Raw genomic sequence first — 21,493 nt, forward strand, 5'->3', positions numbered from 1 at the left:
TTGGTCTGCAACGTGGTCGCGTGCACCGCACCCCAGCCGCAGTAACAGTCCTTGTCGTCGATCCGGGCGCGTAGCTCAACTGGCAGAGCAACTGACTCTTAATCAGTAGGTTGAAGGTTCGATTCCTTCCGCGCTCACCAAACTCGTTGTTTGCACCGAGGCAGCAGGTCGGGGTGCTTTTCGCAACATCTCGGAGCAAACTCCATGGGCTGCATGCCGGACCTGATCAAGAGTATCAAGGCAATGCGAACTCGCTAGCCCGCGCTGGCGCGCTGGCGCATTGAAGCGCGGCGGTCTCGCGCCCTCTGCCGTCGCGCACGCCTGGTCCGGGCCAGAGAAGGTGGCAGAAGAGACAACTCGCGTCAACCGCCGCGATTGGCTGTGTGCTCTCATCGCGCTAGCTTGCGCCCGCCGCGGGCGCCGCTAAAACCAGCGACACAAACTACGGAGCAAGTTTCCATCGCTGGTGTTGCGAGAGGCAGCAAAGCGGTCGTTGCTACGGCAATGCGTGGCGACGCGACACTCTCCTACGTCCGGAATTGCGTGAGGCGCTCGAATTCCCGTAGCTCGAGGCACAAACTACAAAGGCAGGATCCCCTCCCCCGAGAATCCTGCCTTTCTAGATATGACCTCTTTGGCACTATCAAGGTAGTCGCGGGCACCCGACATGACAATTGCGCGATGGTTGTAATTGGCCTGCATTCAAAGTTGCAGATCTGACTACAACTTTTGTTGTAGGGCTAACATTGTTTCTAGATGAGGGCTGCCCTCACTGGTGAACTCCGCAACTGCTAAAGACATTTCTTCGGTCAAAAAAGGTCGTGTTTGGGGACCTCAGCCCATGGGGGGTTGACAGAGCTCACAATTGCCCGCGCCATACCGCGCACATATAATCTGCCAATTGTTATGAAGGGCTTGCCATTCCTAAGCTCCGTCCGGCAAAAGCTGCCAATTGACAGTGCCCCCGACGAATTGAGTCGTACGGAACGGATTCTTGCCACTGCGCGCCTGGTGCTTGCCTTGACGTCGCTGTTGGCGCTTTACCTGGATGCTGCCAGACCTTTTCGATATGAAACGCTCGTCTACGTGTTGGTGTTCGTTTACTCCGCTCACGCGATTTCGATTCTGCTCCTGGTTCATTGGCGAGATGAAATTAGATCTTCTGCCGCGTGGGCTATTCACATCGTCGACGTCTTGTGGCCGGGCATTATCGTCTTTTTCACCAATGGCTCCTCCAGCCCCTTCTTTATGTTCTTCATTTTTGCCTTGTTAGGGGCTGCATTCCGGTGGGGGCGATTTCAGGCACTGCTGACGGCGGTTGCCATTGTCGCGCTGGTTGCGTTGGAGACTATTCTGCTGACGCACCGCTCGCTGGCTCTGTGGCTGGGCGGCAAGTTTGATGTCGAGTTTTTTATTGTGAGCAGTACCTATGTTGCGATTTTTGCCGTGCTCATCGGCTATCTATCCGAGTCGGAGAAGAGGCGGCGGGAACAGGCTATCGCGATCGGGCGAATCTCCGCGCGGGCTCGCGTGGATGCCGGTCTGAAAGGTACTCTATACGCGGCTTTCCAGCACACGTTGGATGTCTTCGGTGCAAAAGAGGTGATGCTGATTGCCGGCAAGGCAGGAGCGCCGCCTGCGCACTGCTGGCGCATGGAGATGTTGCCAGGCATGGCTGAGCCGGTGTTTACCGATCGAGATATCGACACTTCCGAAGAGCAGAAGTATGCCGTGGTTCTACCCGAATCCTGCTTCGCTGCCGCCTGGCGGAAAGGCAAGAATAACAGCGCGTACTGCTTGAAAAGCGATGGACGGCGCCTGCGCCGGGAAAATGCTTTGCTCAGCGCCGATTTCGTTGACGAACACGACTTCGGAAAATTGTTGGTGACCAAGGTTTCGGCAGGACCAGACTTGTCCGGAGAGCTCTTCCTGTTCGAACCAGAAGGCCACCTCGAATCGCAATTACGCTTCTTGCAGGAGCTCACCCTGCAGGTTACGCCGGCGGTGCTTAACGTGTACCTTCTCCGCCGCCTGCGTTCTCGTACTGCCGCGGTGGAGAGAGCTCGGGTTGCGCGCGATCTGCACGATGGAGTGATCCAGTCTCTGCACGCAATCGCATTCCGGCTTTATGCTCTGCGAACCACTCCACTGGACGAAAAGCAGTACGGGGAGGAATTGCTGGAACTGCAGGAGCTCGTACAAAAAGAAGCCGCAAATATACGCACCCTGATTCAGCAATTGAAGCCGATCGAGATTGATCCTCGGCACGTGGTTGATTTCCTCAGCGGAATGGTCCAGCGCTATCGCTACGATACAGGTATTTCGGCCGATTTCGTTTGTGATAATCCCGATTTAAACCTTCCCCTCAACACATGCCGGGAGCTGGCCAGAATCGTGCAAGAAGCCTTGGCCAACGTTCTGAAGCACAGCGGGGCAGAAAACGTGCTGGTGCGGCTGGACTCGCAGAAGGATTTTTGTACCCTGACGATCGAAGATAATGGCCGGGGCTTTGAATTCGCGGGCAAATATGACTCTGCCGAGCTTGAGAAGTCGCGACGAGGTCCTTTCGCGATCAAGGAGCGGGTGCGGGCGATCGGAGGAGAACTCTCAATAGAGTCTCGTCCCGGACAGGGCTCGCGACTGGAAATTACATTTCCGAAGACGTTACAGATCACTACCGCGTGAGATGACGAAGCAAAAGATAAAGATCCTGATTGCCGACGATCACGCCATTTTCCGCGACGGTGTTCGCCGTTTACTCGGGAGTGAGCCGGACTTCGAGGTTGTCGGTCAAGCTTCTGACGGCAAGGAGGCAGTAACGCTGGCAGCCAAACTCCGGCCCGACGTCCTGCTCCTTGATCTCGCTATGCCGCGAATGCCCGGGATCGCCGCCCTGCGCGAATTGGCCGAGCACGAAGTGCCGGTTTACACCATCGTCCTGACCGCAAGCATCCATGGACCCGAAGTGAACTCCGCGTTTCAGCTCGGCGCGCGCGGAATCGTTTTGAAGGCTTCTCCCCCGGAACAGCTGCTCGCTGCCATCCGCGCCGTCTTCGAGGGAGAATTCTGGGTGGGAAAGGACATCATCACCACCTGGCTAAGCTCGCGGCAGCGCGCGGCGCTCGACCAACCCGACAGCAACCCTGCCTCGCGACTTACCGTGCGAGAAAGCGAGATTGTCTCCGCCATTCGTGACGGTAAAAGCAATCGCGAAATTGGCATTCAGTTTTCGATCAGTGAGGAGACCGTCAAACGCCATCTCAGCAACATCTTCGCTAAGCTGAAAGTCTCCAGCCGCCTTGAACTTGCGGTGCTGGCCAACCGCCATGACTTGGGACGTAGCTGAACCAACGACTACGCGAAGATGAATCAGGAGACTGGCATACAGAGGCCTGCTATCGGTGTGCATGCGTCAGCGCGAACAAGATTAGGCAGTTCCAGAAAACCACCCCGGTGTAAATGAGGTTGGCGAGCCACATCAACCGGCGGACCCGCAAGATTATGAGACACGCGATGGCCTTGCTGCAGAGAATACCGCCGATCGGGCCCAGAAATGCAGCCAATCTTGCAACAAGAGGATTCATTTCGACTCCTCCCAGCTCGAAAGCAAGCAGCGTGGTCGCGAGATCCAGAACCTGCAAAACAACAAAGGTGTAGCGAGAGCGAAGCAGTCTTGCAGTTTCATTGCGCAGCGCGATGGTCGTCATAGCCTCTCAGGTTCGGTGCAGATCCTGGTACGAAAAGCTGCGTCAATAGCAGAATACTGCTGGCTGGCACCGCGATGCGAGTATTTCAATCTGTTTTGCAGTGTCACTTATTAAAAAAGGATTGTCAATCGCTCTCGTGGCGTCCGGTAACAGAGGTTCACAACACAATTACCGCCGCGTGAGAATGCTGGGACGACCGTCGGCTAGCAAAAAGCAGGTAGGCAAAGCTGCAGATTCCGCGCCTCCCTTCGAGTCGCTGCGCTCGCTCAGGACAGGCTCCCATCGAGCAAACGCGGCTATGGGGAACTCGGAATGACAGAATGAAGGACTTACCGGCGATGCTGAAGCCGCGCCCCCTTCAAGGCTCAAACTTAAAATAAGTTTTTCAGCCACTTATTAAAGGAGGGGAATGCCTAGCAAGATCTTAAGAGGCACGGGTTGGCCGTCCAGCTCTGCCGGCCGGAAGTACCAATTGTCCAACGCAGTGAGAATGGCAGGAATCAGTCGCGCGTCCGGGGTCTGCTTCACGGCGATGTCTTCCAAATGCCCAGCGGTGCCCAGCATCGCCGAGATGACGACCATTGCGTTGGGATATTTGTGGAGTAAAGAAGCAGGCAGCTGCGGCCTGGGCCGCACCAAAGGTGACGGCGCAACGATTACGCCTCCAGTCTTGTTCCCGGAAGCCGCAGCATATTGCAGTGTCCACGCGGGCGCGTGCTCAGCGCCCGTCTCCCGCATATCCATGAAGACGGTGTATACCTTTTCATCGGAGAAGACACCGAAGTCGGCCAGTCCACCACCGCTGCTTGCGGTGGACACAATGGTCATTCCGTAAGCATTTCGTGGCGCCAGCGTAGGATGAAGATTGGCGCCGGTGCCGCCCCTGTATCCGCCGCCGTGAATCGTGATTCCCGCAAACGTTCCGGATCCGCCCCCATTGCCTGCACCACCGCCGCTGGCGGCCGATGCGCTGGAGCCGTTGCCGATCCCAACTCCAGTGCCCGACCCACGCCCAATCGTTACTCCAAGACCGCCGTCGCCAGTGCCGCGTCCCTTTGCGAGCCCGGTCCCAGAGCTGCGTCCGTCAGGCCCGCCGGGGGTCCCGAGCACGCTTTTCGCGGCTGTGTCTCTCGTGCCGGCGGCATCGGCCGCAACAGTGTCACTGTTAATGCCAATGCCCGCGCTTCCAGAGGATGCACCTCCAGATTTTGCCCCCGGCGCGGGTTGCGATACTAGCGCCAAGGGGTCTGGTGAAGCTGCGAACCGTCCCCTCGCCTCGGCGTGCGGAAAGTTGGTGGGCACGTCCGGGGGAGCAGGTATAGCGCTGAGCGACAGAAGACTCTTTGGATCTGGGCCTCGACTCGGAGCTTCGGAGACCTCCACCGGAGGAGCAATCGGATTTTCGGTTGGCCTCTCGACCGGCTTGCGTGATCCGAATGAATCGGGGAGGGCCATCGCCGGCAAGGTCGCAGTCGCCAATGGGAGTGCGAGCTTCGGAGGCTGCAGTTGTACGCTGGGCGCTACCGGATCGCTGGCTGCTACGCGAGTCGAAGGTTTGACCACGATGCGCGCCGTAGTTGGATCGGAAGCCGTAGCCATCTGCACAACATTTGGCAACGGAACGAATTCATGCAGAGCCGGCAAATCTTTCAGGGCAGGTTGCAACAGTGTCTGCGTGGGATTGAACGCTTCCGGTGGATCGGACACGGTCGCTTGCGGGCCCGGGTAGCTGAAACCTGCGCTGCCGCGCACCGGTGGTGTCGGGTTCCCGCTTGAATTGCCGCGAGTGCCAACGCGATTGCCCTCGCTGCCTCCTCCCACCGATGGAAGAAAGACGACGTGATCGGGAGAGCTGAAGTCGACCACATTTACAAGCTGCAGGTGCGATGGGCGCGTGATGCGGGGTGGAATGAGCGCGAGAAAAGCAATGAGCGCAACTGCGCATCCCTGAAGGACGAATGAGGACGCTAACGTCCAACCGGGGCGATAACCGGATCGCACTTCAAGAAACGTAAGCGATTTTGGCGCCGTCTTCGGCTTTTTCAATTCACGGATTGCAGATTCGACGTCGAGTAACGCACCCATGGTTTAGCACCAGCACTTGTGCGCGCAAACTGAATCGCTTCTTTGACCCGTAACTTTGGGGCGCAGGCACTCTCTCACTGCAGCAGACTCGCTTTCAGCGTGCTATAAGCGACGGTCGGGTTCAGATCCATAACAATGGTTGAATTACCGCCCAGCGTCAGATTGTCGGTAACGATCGAGCCAAGAACGTATGTATTCGATCCGGAGTTGCCTTGCAGGGTAAATACGTCGTTGTAGTAGGTGCCCGGCGCGCCGCATCCCACGCCTGTGCCGGCGGCATTGCAGGAATGGAAGTACATTGTGCCGGCCAGAAGAAACATGCCACCACCATTCCAGCTTGGCTGAACCGACAGTCCCTTTCTATCCTGGAAGAAAAGGAACCCGCGCTGCACTCCGAGCGGATCGCTGGCGCCGAGAGGATCGCCGTAGTATCCGGTACAAATACCCAGCAGTATGTTTCCGGAAAGTGTGGCCGGCAGATTACTCGGGACTGTAGAACCGCTTGTGCATCGGACCCCATATTGATAGGCGGAAGTCCCGCCCGAGGTCACCGGTCCAGTCAAAGTACTGAAGTTGTCGATTCCGGTTGTGCGCGACCCTGAATTCGAAACCACATCGACAGTGGCAGTGCCACCGCCGGTATTATCGAAGTAAAAGAAGGTTCCGCCATCTGTACCGCCTGGCGCCCCGGTGTAACTGGGTCCAGTACCCGGTCGCACCAGCGAACCCGACAGCAGATGCAAGCCGCGTTGAACGTAATAGATTCCAGGATCGAAAATAGCGGTCACGCCACTACCGCCCGGGCCAATCCGGATGCCTTGGGGGAAGGCCGTCGAGCTGTAGATTCCGGGCTCGTACAACTGGCACCCCGCCACATCCGGGCAACCGTGGAAGTGATAGGGCACCTGACAGGGAATAGTCAGACACGGCGGAGTGAGAGCAAGCGCATCCGTCGGAGGTATCGGAACCGCTGTAGGTACGGGTGGCGGCGTGTTTCCGTTAATCGATGGGCATCCCGTCTGCCCGGGAGCACAGACTTGCGCGAAGGGATCGCTAATGGGAAAGGAGGGCGATATCCAGTGACCGGTTGTGCCGGGAGTGAAGCCAGCCGGCGCTCTTACGGGACCACCCCAGAGTCCCATGTCGCTGCCAGTCAGGTTGGGTCCACCCTGGCTGAGATCAATTTGCGCCGTTCCCCAAGGAAGATTATTCGCGCAGTTACTTTGTCCACACGAGCTAGCGATTCTGTCAGAATTCACCTGGATACTCTGTGTTGGTCCTCCAACAATCCTGATGGTGGGCGTCCCTTGAACATTCAACGCGGCTTGTGGCGGCCTTGTCACAGGGTTATGCGGGTCGAGCACCAGCAGCGGGAGTGGTGAAGCCGCCAGGACAACTCCACAGGTTGCGAATGCGCGAACATCGCGGGTCGTGTTGCCATTCAGCAGACCCGCGAAAAAGGTCTGCGTGCGGTCAAGGACATCGACGCGTATGAATGCAGTGGGCGCTATCGCGCTGGGCGGCGCGGTGACACCCGGAGGAGTCGAAGGGAAGCTCACGCTCACCAGATTTCCGGGTGTCGTATTGGCGCTGTCATAGCCGTTGAAGTTTGCATACTTGCAAACGGGATATGCGGAGGTGGAGACGGAAGAGCAGTCAAACGCGGTTCCTGTTGTGAAACCCTGATGGCCAGTAGCGGCTCCCTGGGCGGCAGCGAGCAGATCCATGGCGCCGGCAGTGCACGCCGCATCAGCCGCTGTCTGGGCGGCCTGGCGATGAAACCAGAGGTTCGTGAGGTCGACTGCAAAGCACAAGGCGCCAAGCAGGAAAAGGCCCAGGATGAGTATGAATAGAAGAAGCGCCTGGCCTGCCTCTTTCGATGCTGACGCATTTCGTCGCTTCCAGGGCATTGTCCTCATAGCTGGACTCTCCATTCCGCAAACATCAATACATGATCCTGCCTTCGGCAGCGGCGCTCAGCGTAACGGTCGGCCATCCCAGGCCGAAGAATGGATCATAGGGATAGCTGACTGCGACCCGCACGCGGTTCGGCGGCTTGTTCGCCGGAGGATTTGCGCTGTCCGGATAGGTGACGGTTACAGTCATGTTTGCCGAAGTCACATCATGTAATGAGTACTGCGCGTAAGTTCGAACCACACCGTAGCCACTGCCGTAGCCGGGAATCGTTCCAGATGGCGCGGGTGGCCCATCGATGTCTCCACAAGGACAGGCCGGACCGCTGGGAATTCCGCCGGTATTGCCATGCACAATGGCGTAACGCACGCCTTCCTTGGCAGCGTCAGCAAGAATGCTGTAGGCATAGATCATCATCGTGAGTTCGAGCATGCATACCGTGAGCAGCATTAGAAACACGACCACCAGCATGAACTCTACGGCAGCCTGACCGGCGCTGTTCGATTGCACTCTCCTCATGTTCATCCTGCGAGTCACTAGCTCACATACCTCGCATTTCGGCGTGACGATAAAAAGTGCACGTGGTATTCCCGCCTGATGAGCTGCACGCTGGGCTCAGGAGTACAACCAGATTGAAAGGCATTGCGGGAAGCGGCGGCGAAAAGTCGTAACGAATATCAACCCGGTTCAGAATGAAAGCGGTCGCTGTGTTGCTGGAATTAAGCTCCGGGTCGGAGTGTGGAGCTGGGAATGTCGCCGTCGAGGGAAAACTGCTGCAGGTGGTGGTGGTAGTCGTGGTGCCTGGATTGGTTATCCCTACGGATGGCGAACAGACCTGCACCGAACCGTTGACGGTGGGCGCGGAAACCGAACCGGTGAGATCCTGATATGCAAGATAGCTGACTGAAGTGATTGAAGTCGTCGGCCCGGCGGGAGCAAAACCAGTACTGGCAGGCGTCGCCGAACCCATGATTGAGTACAACGTGCTGCTTCGTGATGCTGACGTCAGGTTCAGAGCCATCAAGAAGAAGTATCCGAAATTGATGGCATTAGCGATGATCAGGAGCAGCAGAGGAATGATCAGGATAGTTTCGAGCAAGCTCTGCCCTGTCTCACATCGCAGACGCGAGCGCTTTCCGCCCATCATGCTCAACCTCACACAACCCTTCGCAGCCCCATTGCCATGGGTTCGAAGTTCTCTGCAGCCTCCTGCTCCTCGATATCGATTGGAATAACCGCATCCCCGGCCATGTTGAACTGGTTCAGCAGGCGATGTAAGTAACAACGGCTGATGCCTAGTTCGCGAGCAGCTTTGAGCTTATTGCCACCGTGCATATTCAGGGCTGACCTTACCAATTCTTTCTTGAACGCTTGCACCGACTCCTGAAACGATCCGGCGGGAATGTCTTCCGAGATAGTCGTGTCTCTCAACTCATCCGGGAGGTCGCCCACTCCGAGACATTCGTTACCGTTCGCCAGCACGACACTGCGTTCCATCACGTTCTGCAGCTCGCGAACGTTCCCGGGCCAAGTGTGGCGGGCCAGAGCGGCCAGAAACCCTGGCGACAAAGTACGCGCCCGCTTGTTGTGCTGCTTCGCGAAAGTCCGCAGAAAATAGGCCGCCAGCAGAGGAAGATCGCCGTCTCGTTCGCGAAGCGGAGGCATGTGTATCTTCACGACCGAAATACGGAAATACAAATCCTCTCTGAACGTGCCCTGCTGAACCATCTTCTGCAGATTGCGGCTGGTGGCACAGATCACGCGAACATCGACTGGGCGGGAAAGGTTCGATCCCAGGCGCTCCACCGTCCGCTCCTGCAGAACGCGCAGCAACTTAGCTTGCAACGGAAGTGCCAGATCGCCAATCTCGTCCAGGAAAATGGTTCCGCCATTGGCTTCTTCAAAACGTCCGCGGCGCATCTGGTGGGCGCCGGTAAATGCTCCCTTTTCATGGCCAAACAGCTCTTCCTCGATGAGCGAATCGGGAAATGCACAGACCGAGAACGCAACAAACGGCTTGTTGGAGCGGCCCCCAAGGTTATGAATGGCCTTAGCCACGACGCCTTTTCCGGTACCACTTTCACCAGTGAGCAGGACAGATGTATACACACCCGCAACTTTCCGAACGACATCGTTGACTTGTCCCATCGCCTTGCTGTTTCCCAGGAGCCCTTCCACATGGGTGCTGGGAAGAAATGTTTGTGCATCAGCAAGGTCTCGAGCTAAGGTCGCGCGGCGATGTGCGGCTTCCAGGGCAAACCTCAGCGCCTGGATATCCAGTGGCTGCTCGAGAAAGTCGACGGCGCCTTCTCTAAATGCCTGAATGGCTCGTTTGCGACGGACGTCCCAGCCGAATGCGATCACGGGAGGCGCAGTAACGCGTTCGGACGCAACCCTCAGTAGAGGAAGGGAATCACCCGTTTCAAGGTCAAGATTGAGCAGAATGACATCGAGGCATTTCGAGTTCAATTCGGCCACCGCGCTCTTCATGCTCGATGCATGCCGCAAACTGTAACCCTCGCCGAGCACGGTTTGGAGCGCGTTGGCGAAGGCCTCGTCCTGATCAATCAACAATATGTGCTTAGGAGCTTGTTCTCGGTTCGCCGAGTCGGGCTGGCTACCAATCATTTAGTTGTCACCTGAGACGATCGAATAAAAGCAACACGGAGAGGACGAACAACCGATCTCCATTTCGGTGCCAAGAGGTCGCTTTTCGATCAGCACCCCGCAATGAGGGAGGAGGTGCCAGGAGGAGGATGGGGAGTACGCGTACTTCGATTCTTACTATGCTAAAGCTCAAACCCTACTGTCGATCAAGCCAGGAAGAATTTGAATAGCTCCAACGTGCGCCGCATTGCACGAAGGGGGGAGAAAAACTCGAGCGGTCGTAAGGGAGGGAAATCAGCTTGACCGCATCTTCGCGAATAACAGCGACATACTCGAAATTCGCGCACGCCACATCACAAGCGGAAAGTAGCACTAAAGTTAGGGCATGTCAATATTTTGTACAAGCTATCTTAAGCCAAAACCCCTGCCAGGAGCGGGGTTTCGCCTGTGCCACGCCGCCGGTCGCCACCGCAAATTGATGACACGTCAGCCACTTGGGGTGAATACATTGCTATACACCCCATTTATCCATATTCGCGAAAGAGGCGGTTTTCCCGTACCTTAGCGAGGAAACTCGGCTCTGCATAAGGCTGCTAACTCCGCCAAACTTACTGCGTCTTGGCATGGCAATTGCACGCTACGCTGCGGAGACTCCTGTGCACTCAAGTGCTCCAATCGAAGAAAGAGAGGTCCTGGAAGCGCCTGCGCAACCTGAAGTTTCTAGTGCGCGGGGAGCTTCCTTACTGGCGGGATTGCGAGCCCGCCTTTTAGTCGTATTTCCCTTTCAGGTTGTACTAACCACAATCCTGTTGGCGCTCCCGTTCCTGCTCGCTCGCAGGGGCATGAATGATCCGGATATCTGGTGGCACATGCGAAACGCGGAATATCTGATCCAGCATCACCAGATGCCAGATCACGATATGTACTCGTTCACGGTGCCTGCTACACCTTGGATCAACCACGAGTGGCTTTCGGAGATTCCGTACTACTTTGCCTGGAAAGCATTCGGACTGGTGGGAGTGAAGTCGCTATCGCTCGCGCTTATGGCTGCAATCTTTCTGGGACTTTTGTATCTGTCCTATCGCGAGAGCCGTAACTTCAAAGCGTCGGTGGCGGCCTGCGCGTTGGCGGTCTTTCTAAGCTCAGTCTCATTCGGTCCGCGGACAATTCTATTTGGCTATGTCTATCTGGTAGTCCTGCTGATCATCCTGCAACGCTTCCGGCAGCAGAACAAAGGTCCGTTATGGCTCATTCCGCCATTGTTCTGTATCTGGGCAAACACGCACGGCTCCTGGCTGCTTGCTCTGATCATTTTCTCGATCATAGTTGTCGCCGGACTGGTGAGAGGTAGTTGGGGATTAATTGACGCGAAGCCGTGGACCGCAAGTCAGTTTCGCAAGCTCGCCATCACCTGGGCAGCGAGTGTCGCCTCATTGTTCGTGAATCCATTTGGATGGCGCCTGGTTGTTTATCCCTTTGACCTGGCATTTCGACAGAAGTTGAATATCGCCCACGTCGCCGAATGGGTTTCCGTAGACTTTCACACCATGCGCGGCAAGATCGTGCTGGTGATGATCATTGCCTTTCTGATCACAGCCTTGGTTCGGCGTTCGCGGTGGATGCTGGCCGAGCTTCTGGTATTTCTGTTCGCACTGTATAGCGGACTCACCTATACGAGATTCCTGGTACTGCTCGCGATTGTGGCGGCGCCCATCCTGGCCAAGGCACTCGATTTCTTCGCGCCCTACCGGCCGGAACTGGAGACACCGATAATCAATGCTGTTGTTGTCCTGGCATTGATTGGCGGCATGATTCATTACTGGCCGAGCAATGCTGAGTTGCAACGATCGGTGGACGAGAATTATCCGTCGAAAGCACTGCCTTACTTGCAGGCCCATCCACCTGCCGGCCCAATGTTGAATTTTTATCTGTGGGGAGGATATCTCGGCTGGAGTAACCGAGATCTGAAAATCTTCGTCGACAGTCGAGTCGACATTTTTGAGTATGCCGGCGTGCTTCAAGACTATCTCAATCTTCTCTCGTTGAAGGACTCAAACGCCATACTGGAGAAATACCACATACGATACGTTTTCTTTCCCCCTAACGAGCCTCTGGCGCATGTTCTTAAGATGGATCCCGGTTGGAAAACGGCTTACCAGGACGACTTGACGATCCTCTTTGAAAGGACTTCAAACGTTGAAGGCGAGCACAAATACCCTCAGGCATCACGTGATGCGGATCCGTTTCTGGCAAGACGAGCAGTAACGCTTAGTGCGGCTGATCGCTCGTGGGGCCGACATGCTGGTCAACCGTAAATTCGATGCGCTGGTCGTCGCTGTTATTATTGGGTTGCTCGGATACGCGACGTTACAGCCCCAGTATCGGCTTCGTGAAGATCCGCCAATCGAATTCCTGCGTGTAGCTCGTTCTATGCCTTCCGAGAAGCGTGCCCTGGAAGAGAAGGTTGCGAGAGCGTATTGGAAGTGCGCCGTTACAGAGATTCAATGGCAATACGGGTATGCGCATCGATTACCGCAATCCGCCCCAGTCGAGTTCGCTATCGCACGCGAGGAACTTGGCGCGGCCGCTTTCGACGCCGACGCTCGCGCCCGCTACTGGGACAAGTTACAGGAAGTCTGGTACATGCGCACGGTGTGGAACAAAGAATACGGGTGGAACTTCCGTTCACTCGGGGAACGGTTTCAAGCAGCCGGACGGTGGTTCGAAGAACGCGTTTCGCTCTTATTCCACTCGTGATGAGGCGAGCCGTGCAGGAGATAAATTTGACCCGTAGCGATCCTGGCTAAACGCGTTGCAACGAAAGGAGGAAGCGCGGTAGATGTTCAACCTGCTAGGCCCAGCAGCCTTACTCGCTTCGCTTGCGTTCCTGATCGCACTTCTGCGCCCACAGCTAGGCTCCACGTGGTTTCAAAAAGCCGAGAGTGTTTTTGGAGCAATCGCCCGGCGCCGCACGACTAGTGTCCTAGTATGTGGGTTAGCAGCACTGTTGCTCAGGCTCGCGCTGCTTCCCGTCCTGCCCCTGCCACAACCGGCGCTCAATGACGAGTTCAGCTACCTTCTTGCGGGCGATACGTTTGCCCACGCCCGGCTGGCGAACCCGCCACATCCCATGTGGCGACACTTTGAGACATTCCACGTCATCTTCCAACCTACCTATGCGTCGATGTATCCACCCTTGCAGGGGGTCTTCCTCGCAGCGGGAAAGATACTTGGCGGACATCCCTTCTGGGGGGTCTGGTTCAGTGTGGGCCTGATGTGCGCGGCGACCTGCTGGATGCTGCAGGCATGGTTCCCGCCAGGCTGGGCGTTGTTGGGAGGGCTCCTTCCAGTCCTTGGATTCGGTGTCTTCAGCTACTGGGACAACAGCTATTGGGGAGGCGCGCTTGCGGCCACCGGCGGAGCGCTCATACTCGGCAGCTTGCGGCGGCTGACCAGAAAGGCTCGCGTTAGCGATGCAGTGCTATTCGCAGTGGGAATTGGCGTGCTCGTCAATACACGACCGTATGAAGGTCTCGTGCTTAGCGCCATCTGCACGGCCGTTCTGGGATGGTCGATTCTTCATAGACGAGGCGAGTCCAGCAAGACCATTGTTCGACAAAGCGTATTACCGGTCGCAATTGTCCTTGTGCTCGCGGGCACGGCCACTGGCTACTACTTCTGGCGCGTTACCGGGCACCCTTTGCGCATGCCTCAGCAGGTGAATCGCGACACGTATGCAATGGCCCAGTATTTCTATTGGCAACATCCGCAATTGCACCGTGCGTTTCGCCACCAGCCGATGCGGCAATTCTACGAAAGCCTGGAACTCTCACATTTCGTACAAGCGCATTCATCGTTGGGATTCGTGCGGCAAACGGCGCAAAAGCTGTTGTTCACGTGGGGATTCTATTTTGGTCCGCTGCTCACAATTCCGCTGTTCTCAATCCGCCGGATCGTGCGGGACCGCCGTGTCAGGCCCCTGCTGGTTATAGGAACATCGTGCTTCACGGCAAGCGTCTGCGTTGTATTCTTCAATATCCACTATGTCGCTCCCATTTGCGGAGTGTTCATCGCCATTGTTCTTCAGGGATTCCGCCACTTGCGAAACTGGCGCTACCTTGATCAACCGTCCGGCAAGTTTCTAGTCAGGGCAATCGTCGTTAGTCTCGTCTTGATGATCCCGCTGCAGATCCAAACTCTGCGGAATACCAAGGATGAGCGCTTCGGCAATGAACGCGCTCGTATATTGCACCAACTGGAAGCATTGCCGGGAAACCAACTTGTTATCGTGAGATATAGCGATAGTCACGACGCCACCCTGGAATGGGTTTACAACAATGCGGACATCGATAATTCAAAAGTAGTTTGGGCCCGCGATATGGGCCCAGCACAGAACCAGGAACTGCTGCGATATTACAAAGATCGCCGCGTCTGGAGTCTCGAACCTGATAGCAACCCGCCCCGACTCGGAACCTTCCAAGACAACTGGCCCGAAGAGAATTCACCAGACGAGCGTGATCCGAACTTTACAGCAGGCGAGGTGGCAAAGCGGAGTCTTCGCCCATGAGCGCCGCGACCGCTTTAGCTCCCTCCCTTAAACTCAGGTCGGTTGAGGGAACGATAGCCTGGTTTGCCGCGGGAATTCTGCTTATCGGGGCTGTGCTCTGGGCCGATCACCCTCCGGCCATCGAGATGACGGATTTCTCGGTCACCTACATCGGCGCGAGGATGGTTTATGAAGGACGCGGTGCAAAGCTTTACGATCTGGCCGAACAACAAAGCACCAAAGCTGCGCTGTTCACGCATGCGCAGCCGTTGATCTTTGAGCATCCACCGTTTGAAGCGTTGCTGCTTGCGCCACTCGGGAGACTTGATTACAAGACGGCATACTTGATTTGGGGCCTTCTGAATGTCGCGGTGTGGTTGTATCTTCCCTACTTGCTCCGGCCTTATGCTCCGTCTCCGCGGAGTGACCTTGCCTATCTAGCGCTCTGGATGTCATTCCCGCCACTCGGGATCGCGCTCTACCAGGGACAATCGTCCTTGCTATTGTTGCTCGTCTTTGCCCTGGCATTCATCTGCCTGAAACGAGGAAAGGAATTCAGGGCGGGCTTGTGGCTCGGCCTGGGACTCTTTAAGTTTCAATTCGTTCTTCCGCTCATCCTGATTTTTCTTCTGCGGCGCAAATGGAAGGTGTTCGGTGGATTTGCCGTGGCAGCTACCGCCCTTGCTGTGCTTTCGTTTGTTGCCGCAGGTTTAGCAGGAATTATGGACTACGTCCGCCTGATGCTGAATGTAGCGGGGCACGCCCATAATTTTTCTTACGGCAAAGCTACAGACATGGCCACGTTGCAGGCATTCAGCAATACGGTCCTTGGAAGTTTTCTCAGCGCTCCGGTGATCCACTTCATCGTAGCCGTTGCTTCAGCAATCATGATCGTTCTGGCGGCGAGGCAATTCCAGAACGGCACGCCTGGTGCGTGGTTTGATCGATTCTTTGCAGTAAGCATCGTGGTGTCGCTGGCCACGGGCATTCACATGTTTGCTCATGATATAAGCCCGTTGGCGCTTTCGGCCTTTCTGGTTCTGCCTTATTTGGCTGCATCGAGTGCTCGCGGCTGGAGTCTGGTCATCCGGGTCTGTATCGTGCTGTTTTGGCTACCTCCACTTTACTTCGTCGCGATCGCCAGGCACGAGCTGTACTTGTTGTTTCCGCTTATCGCGGTTCTCGCGACTGCTATCGCTCAAATCAGGCTAAGTCATCGCCCCGTTCTTGTTAGGAACGTCCCATGACGGCAGCCTTTTTCACCGCACTGTCGAGTTCGCCAAGCAAGGAACAGGATTCTAGATGCTGTGGATCGAATGCGGCTTAATAGCAGTGGCTGTGGTCCTCGCCTTAACGTTCCCGAGGCTCGGCGAACGACGGTTTGGACGATTCGAGGACGCCTTGCGCAAGCTGGCAATACGTCCGACCCTATGCATCGTACTCATCGGAGTCCTGGCACTCACGATTCGGGCCGCTCTGTTGCCGGTGATGCCTGTCCCGGAGCCTGTCGTTCATGATGAATTCTGCTACCTGTTGGCGGCCGACACCTTCGCGCATGGCCGCGCCACAAATCCAACCCACCCGATGTGGATGCATTTCGAAACCTTTGGTCTGATCCAGCAACCGACCTATCAGTGCATTGCGCAACCAGCACAAGGATTAATGCTGGCCCTCGGACAAGTAGTTGGCGAACACCCATTCTGGGCAGTGTGGCTGTCGGCCGGCCTGATGTGTGCCGCCATTTGTTGGATGCTGCAAGGATGGCTTCCCGCCCCATGGGCCTTGGTTGGTGGCCTGCTCGCAGTCTTGCGGATTGGCACTCTGAGTTATTGGGCAAACAGCTACTGGGGAGGAGCATTGGCAGCTACAGGCGCGGCACTGGTTCTCGGTGCCCTGCCCCGCATTCGTCGATCCCTTCGTGTACGCGACGCAATTTGGATGGCCCTGGGTCTTGCCATTCTCGCAAGTAGCCGTCCTTATGAGGGATTTATTTTCTCTCTGCCAATCGCGATCGCTTTATTTGGCTGGATGTTCAAGACGGAAAACCGGGCCTCGCTCCGCGATTCAATGTCGAGGGTTGTCCTGCCGATTTGCCTGGTGCTCGTTTTCGCGGCGGCTGGGCTAGGTTTTTACTCGTGGCGCGTCACAGGAAATCCTTCACGCCTGCCATATCAGGTGGAACGGCAAACCTATGCGGCCACACCTTTCTTCATCTGGCAATCGGTGCCGCCGCAGCCCGTTTATCGCCACGCCGTAATGAAACAGATGTACGTCGGGGAAGAATTGCAGTCGTATAAGATCTCGCGCACTCCCATTGGGTTGATGGTGAAGTTCGTACTCGCTTGGACCTTCTATCTGGGTCCGGTACTGAGCCTTCCCTTTCTGATGTTGCCGATTGTGCTCCCCGTTGGATTTTCCTGGAAAGCTCTCAGCGCAAACACCCGCTTCTTGCTCATGCTGTTTGCCGTGATAGTCGTGGGTTGTGCGCTCGAGAGTTTCTTCTTCCCCCACTACGCCAGCCCCTCGACCGGCTTAGTTATTGCCATCGTCCTAATTGCAATACGACAGATTCGCCGCTGGGAATGGCGGGCGCAGCCTGCGGGACTGTTCCTCACAAGGGCGATCGCCGTGATTTGCGTCTTGTCGTTCATTCTGCGCATTGCGGCGATTCCGCTGCATCTCCCCGTCCCCCGCTCCCCGGTGCCCGCATGGTATCAGCAAGGCCCGGAGAGCTTCGGGCGCGCGGCAATGGTTCAAAGGGCACAATCAATGCCCGGTCCTCAGCTGGTCATTGTGCGTTACAGTCCGCCCCACGAGCCCTTCGAAGAATGGGTGTACAACGATGCCGACATCGACCACGCGAAAGTGGTTTGGGCCCGAGACATGGGCGACTGCCAGAATCGCGATTTACTCACGTATTTCCATCAACGAAAGGTTTGGCTGTTGGAGCCAGATAAAAATCGAGGGACGCTGACACCTTATGCGCCTTCCATGGCGGACTGCACTGAGCTTACGAGGGAGGCACAGAGATGAGGCGCAATACCGGGCAGAAGATCATAGATTTCCTCACGTTTCCACTGAGAGCTGTGAGCGTCTTTCACGAGGACAAATTCGGACTCTCGTCGCTAGCCACCGAGAGGTTTGATTATGTGGCCGAAGAGGTGACCGGATACTGTTTGGACGTCGGCTGCGGATATCGCAACAAGTTCGTAACGGCCTGGCTCAACGGCAATGGAAAAGGCATTGACGTCTTTCGCTACGATGGGTTGACGGACGAGCACATCGTAGAAGATATGACGCAGTTCCCCTTCTCGGATGAGTCTTTTGACACCGTCACATTTATTGCCAATCTAAATCACGTTCCCGAGCCTGATCGCGATGCTGAGTTAACGGAGGCGTATCGCTGTTTGAAACCGGGCGGAAAGATCGTGGTCACGATGGGGAATCCAGTTGCTGAATTAGCTGTACATCGAGTCGTCGCATGGCACGACAGGATCTTCGGCACGAATGTGGATATGGATTCCGAAAGAGGGATGGGAAACGAGGAAGCCTTTTACCTGCTCGATTCGGAAATAGTCGACAGATTGAGGCGCGCCGGTTTCAGTCATTTAAGAAAGCGATATTTCCTGACCCAATGGGGTTTGAATCACCTGTGGGTAGGCCTGAAGATGCGCCAGGTAGCGGCCACGGCGTCACAAGGAACTAACAAGTTAGCGGCGACAACACCGACTAGAAGGTGAGCTAGTCGCCGATGTAGGTCGCCCGGCTGATCCCCAGCATGCTGAGGAACACGGAAGAGAAGATGACTTCGATGCCAAGGAAGAAAGACACGGAGCAGAAAAATACTGTTCTCACCGGCTCTAGATGACCGAAGCCCGCAGATGCCCATTTCCAGAACACAACCGCATCACCGACAAAGCCGAGCGCAGCCAGTGCGGCCCCCAAAAGCAAGCCGTGCTCCAGTTTGACGGTTCGTAGCCAACGTTCCAGACAACGCTGGTTGCGGGTCAACCTTTCCGTGTACGAAAACACCTTAACGAATAGACCGATCGAAATGACATGCATGCCAACCAAGGCCAGCATCATGCCGAGCGCCAAGGTGTGCACGTCAAGACCAATCTTGCCGGCAAAGCGCGGACCAGGCATCAACCATAAAACGAGACTGATCCCGACGAGCAGGAGCAGGGTTCCCGGTAGCACGAACATCCAATTCGGCGCCGAAAGCAGCATGAACCGGAGGTGCCGCCAACCGTCCCGGAAAGAGCGCAGATGAGGAGCCCGGTTGCGGCGGTCGGGCCACATCGTGATTGGAACTTCTGTGAGCCGCGCTCCAGCTTTGGTCGCCTTAATCAGCGATTCGGCGGCAAATTCCATACCGGTGGTGCGGAAATCAAGCCGGCGCGAGATTTCCCTGGTCATGCCGCGCATACCACAGTTGATATCGCCTACCCCGGTGCGGAAAAAGAGATTCATCAACGAGGAGAGGACTGGGGTTCCCAGCGCGCGGTGATGCCAGGACATCGCGCCGTCCTTGATCTCGCCCTGAAACCGGTTGCCGACAACAAACTCGTAGCCTGCCCGCCACTTCGCCACAAAGCGAGGAATTTCGGAGAAATCGTGGCTGCCATCGGCGTCGCCCAGAATGATGAACGCTCCACGCGCTTCTTCGATTCCTTTTCTTAGCGCGCCCCCATAGCCCTTGACTCTTGCGTGTACGACACGGGCGCCGTGATCGAGCGCGATCTCGACAGATCCGTCTTCCGATCCATTGTCGGCGACCACGACTTCACCACTGATCTCGTTGTCCCGCAAAGCGGCGAGGGCCTGGTCAACACAATCTGCAATGGTGCGCTCTTCGTTGAGGCATGGAATCACGACGGAGACTTCGATCTCCTGGGGAACAGGCGGCTCCGCGCATTCCATTGTCTCCGCCAGCGTGTTGTGGGCTACGGGATTCACACTTCGCCTGGCTGGTAGTGAGCAAGTCTGCTACCACGAACTGAGGGGGCAGTGCGGTCACGGACGGGGACATCCAGAAATGCCCACGATAAGCCGCTTATAGCCTTCAACTTACCAGAGCCGCATAGAGCAAGGCCGCACCTGGAGTGCCTGCCCAGGCGCCTATCCTGCGGCTGTATACAGAGCGCAACACGAAAACGCGGCCTGAGGTATCGCCTCGCTACACACCTTGGCCGAGATGCTTCCGAGGCAGCAAAAATGGCTCCAAAACACGCCAGAAGGCCCGATGTCTGGCACTAAAAACGCAATATCCAACCCGGGGGGTGGTTTGCCCGAATCAGCCACAGTTTCGTCAAACTCGCCGTCAAGGGTCTTAAGGAGCGCACAATTGCCCGCCCTCAACCTAAAGATTGACCCCTGCGCGCCGCCTCTGGGGAAAGATCATCCTGCTGCAGAATTACCCGTCTTTATTCCCGAGCGTGTCCGAGCCGAACGGTGGCTAAGCGCGGGGTTGCTGCTGATGTCGGTAGCCTACCTCGCGATCTTCTGCCGATATTCGACCATCGAGCCCGATGAAGGGATCATTCTCGAGGGAGCGCAGCGGATCTTGCAGGGACAAGTGCTCTATCGGGATTTCTTCTCCTTCTACACTCCCGGCTCGTATTACTGGACTGCCTTACTGTTCAAGATTTTTGGAAACTCGTTCGTGGTCGCCAGACTCGCCTTAGCAGTGCTCGGTGGTGTTCTCAGTGTCATTTGCTATTTGCTGTCACGGCGCGTGTGCTCGCGGCGAGTCGCGCTGCTCGTCGCGGCATTGGTGACGCTCACGGCCCTCCCTTACCGCTTCCTCGTTCTGCACAACTGGGACAGCACCCTGTTGGCATCTGTCACGATCTACTGCGCTGTTCGATTGCTGGAATCCCCGCATTCGGGCTGGGCACTGGGACTCGGTTCATTCGCCTCATGGACCATTCTCTTCGAGCAATCAAAAGGCGCAGGATTGTTGCTTGGACTGTCGCTCGCCTTCGTGTTGATCTACCGCTCGTCAGCAAATGCGCAGGTATTTCGCAGTAAGAACCTGATCTGGATTGCCGGCGGACTGGCATGGCCATTGTTCGTCGTAGGCGCCTACTTCGCGGCTCATCAGGCGTTCGACATTATGTTGTCCGATTGGTTATGGCCCTTGCGACACTACACTCTGGCCAACCACGTACCCTATGGATTTCAGAACTGGTCTGAGGCGGAGCGCCATGCCATCTTCTCGACTGGTCCGGTGGCTTTTAGGATCATCAAGGTTTTGGTGGTCAGTCCAATTTTCTTCATACCGATCCTGCCCCTGATCGGAGTTGGTCCGCTGATCTACTGGAGTGTCCAGCTCCGCCGGCACCGGCTTGCGGGCTGCAGGGCTTCTTACTACGTCCTGATGACGGGCAGTTTCTTTGGTCTATTGGTATCAATCCTGGTGGGGCGCGCAGACGTCATTCACTTCATGTATGTGCTACCCGTGTTTGCGCCCATGATCGCGTGGATTGTGGATGGCACAGATGTTCGCAGCCGATTCTTCAAAGCCGTGCATCCAGTTTTGGCCGCGTATCTCGTCGTGGCGCTAGGTGCGTTTTCCTGGCCTTTGCTGATACGCGCGAGAAGCTCGTCACACGCAATTCAGACACGTCGG

The 21,493-nt window shown here is 56.4% G+C and carries 16 protein-coding genes and 1 tRNA gene; 10 read left to right on the plus strand and 7 right to left on the minus strand.

The genetic code is table 11. The features are described 5' to 3' along the window. Nucleotides 1-64 precede the first annotated feature (64 nt). From VFA76_08405 to VFA76_08415, 3 genes are all read left to right on the plus strand, one after another. Nucleotides 65-140: transfer RNA gene (locus tag VFA76_08405), tRNA-Lys, on the plus strand. Nucleotides 141-906: 766 nt separating this feature from the next. Beyond that, nucleotides 907-2,685 carry a histidine kinase gene (locus VFA76_08410; GenBank protein HZR31860.1) on the plus strand — a complete coding sequence of 593 codons (1,779 nt, stop codon included), beginning with the start codon at nt 907-909 and terminating at the stop codon, nt 2,683-2,685. 1 nt (nt 2,686) lies between these two features. Next, nucleotides 2,687-3,346, plus strand: a complete 660-nt coding sequence (locus VFA76_08415) for a response regulator transcription factor (GenBank protein ID HZR31861.1) — start codon at nt 2,687-2,689, stop codon at nt 3,344-3,346. Nucleotides 3,347-3,395: 49 nt separating this feature from the next. Here VFA76_08415 and VFA76_08420 read toward each other — a convergent pair whose 3' ends face one another. The 6 genes from VFA76_08420 to VFA76_08445 all read right to left on the minus strand — a co-directional run bounded on the left by VFA76_08420 (nt 3,396) and on the right by VFA76_08445 (nt 10,334). Continuing rightward, nucleotides 3,396-3,707, minus strand: a complete 312-nt coding sequence (locus VFA76_08420) for a DUF5658 family protein (protein ID HZR31862.1) — start codon at nt 3,705-3,707, stop codon at nt 3,396-3,398. Between the two features lie 396 nt (nt 3,708-4,103). Next, a complete protein-coding gene (locus VFA76_08425) occupies nt 4,104-5,792 on the minus strand; it encodes a hypothetical protein (protein ID HZR31863.1) in 1,689 nt (562 codons plus the stop codon). Nucleotides 5,793-5,866: 74 nt separating this feature from the next. Then, complete coding sequence (locus VFA76_08430) at nt 5,867-7,702, minus strand: pilus assembly protein TadG-related protein (GenBank protein HZR31864.1); 1,836 nt, start codon at nt 7,700-7,702, stop codon at nt 5,867-5,869. Between the two features lie 34 nt (nt 7,703-7,736). Beyond that, nucleotides 7,737-8,225 carry a TadE/TadG family type IV pilus assembly protein gene (locus VFA76_08435; protein HZR31865.1) on the minus strand — a complete coding sequence of 163 codons (489 nt, stop codon included), beginning with the start codon at nt 8,223-8,225 and terminating at the stop codon, nt 7,737-7,739. A 22-nt stretch (nt 8,226-8,247) separates the two neighbouring features. Then, the gene (locus VFA76_08440; GenBank protein HZR31866.1) at nt 8,248-8,853 is read right to left on the minus strand and encodes a TadE/TadG family type IV pilus assembly protein; all 606 of its coding nucleotides are present in this window, start codon (nt 8,851-8,853) and stop codon (nt 8,248-8,250) included. 8 nt (nt 8,854-8,861) lie between these two features. Continuing rightward, nucleotides 8,862-10,334 (minus strand): sigma-54 dependent transcriptional regulator, encoded by a 1,473-nt coding sequence (locus VFA76_08445; GenBank protein HZR31867.1) that lies wholly within the window; start codon nt 10,332-10,334, stop codon nt 8,862-8,864. Between the two features lie 602 nt (nt 10,335-10,936). On the opposite strand from VFA76_08445, the gene VFA76_08450 reads away from it, so the two are divergent. The 6 genes from VFA76_08450 (at nt 10,937) to VFA76_08475 (ending at nt 18,599) form a co-directional block, all read left to right on the plus strand. After that, a complete protein-coding gene (locus tag VFA76_08450; protein ID HZR31868.1) occupies nt 10,937-12,628 on the plus strand; it encodes a hypothetical protein in 1,692 nt (563 codons plus the stop codon). After that, nucleotides 12,612-13,070, plus strand: a complete 459-nt coding sequence (locus VFA76_08455; GenBank protein HZR31869.1) for a hypothetical protein — start codon at nt 12,612-12,614, stop codon at nt 13,068-13,070. The genes VFA76_08450 and VFA76_08455 overlap by 17 nt, the downstream gene beginning before the upstream one ends. An 82-nt stretch (nt 13,071-13,152) precedes the next feature. Continuing rightward, nucleotides 13,153-14,880 (plus strand): hypothetical protein, encoded by a 1,728-nt coding sequence (locus VFA76_08460; protein HZR31870.1) that lies wholly within the window; start codon nt 13,153-13,155, stop codon nt 14,878-14,880. After that, the gene (locus VFA76_08465) at nt 14,877-16,106 is read left to right on the plus strand and encodes a glycosyltransferase family 87 protein (protein ID HZR31871.1); all 1,230 of its coding nucleotides are present in this window, start codon (nt 14,877-14,879) and stop codon (nt 16,104-16,106) included. Before VFA76_08460 ends, VFA76_08465 begins: the two co-directional genes overlap by 4 nt. Before the next feature lie 55 nt (nt 16,107-16,161). After that, a complete protein-coding gene (locus tag VFA76_08470) occupies nt 16,162-17,892 on the plus strand; it encodes a hypothetical protein (protein HZR31872.1) in 1,731 nt (576 codons plus the stop codon). Then, a complete protein-coding gene (locus tag VFA76_08475) occupies nt 17,889-18,599 on the plus strand; it encodes a class I SAM-dependent methyltransferase (protein ID HZR31873.1) in 711 nt (236 codons plus the stop codon). Before VFA76_08470 ends, VFA76_08475 begins: the two co-directional genes overlap by 4 nt. Before the next feature lies 1 nt (nt 18,600). Here VFA76_08475 and VFA76_08480 read toward each other — a convergent pair whose 3' ends face one another. After that, nucleotides 18,601-19,818, minus strand: a complete 1,218-nt coding sequence (locus VFA76_08480; GenBank protein HZR31874.1) for a glycosyltransferase family 2 protein — start codon at nt 19,816-19,818, stop codon at nt 18,601-18,603. 388 nt (nt 19,819-20,206) lie between these two features. Here VFA76_08480 and VFA76_08485 point away from each other — a divergent pair. Continuing rightward, the coding region (locus VFA76_08485) for a glycosyltransferase family 39 protein (GenBank protein ID HZR31875.1) at nt 20,207-21,493 on the plus strand (1,287 nt) is incomplete at its 3' end.

It is taken from the genome of Terriglobales bacterium, from assembly GCA_035651655.1.
Lineage (GTDB): Bacteria > Acidobacteriota > Terriglobia > Terriglobales > Acidobacteriaceae > DASRFG01.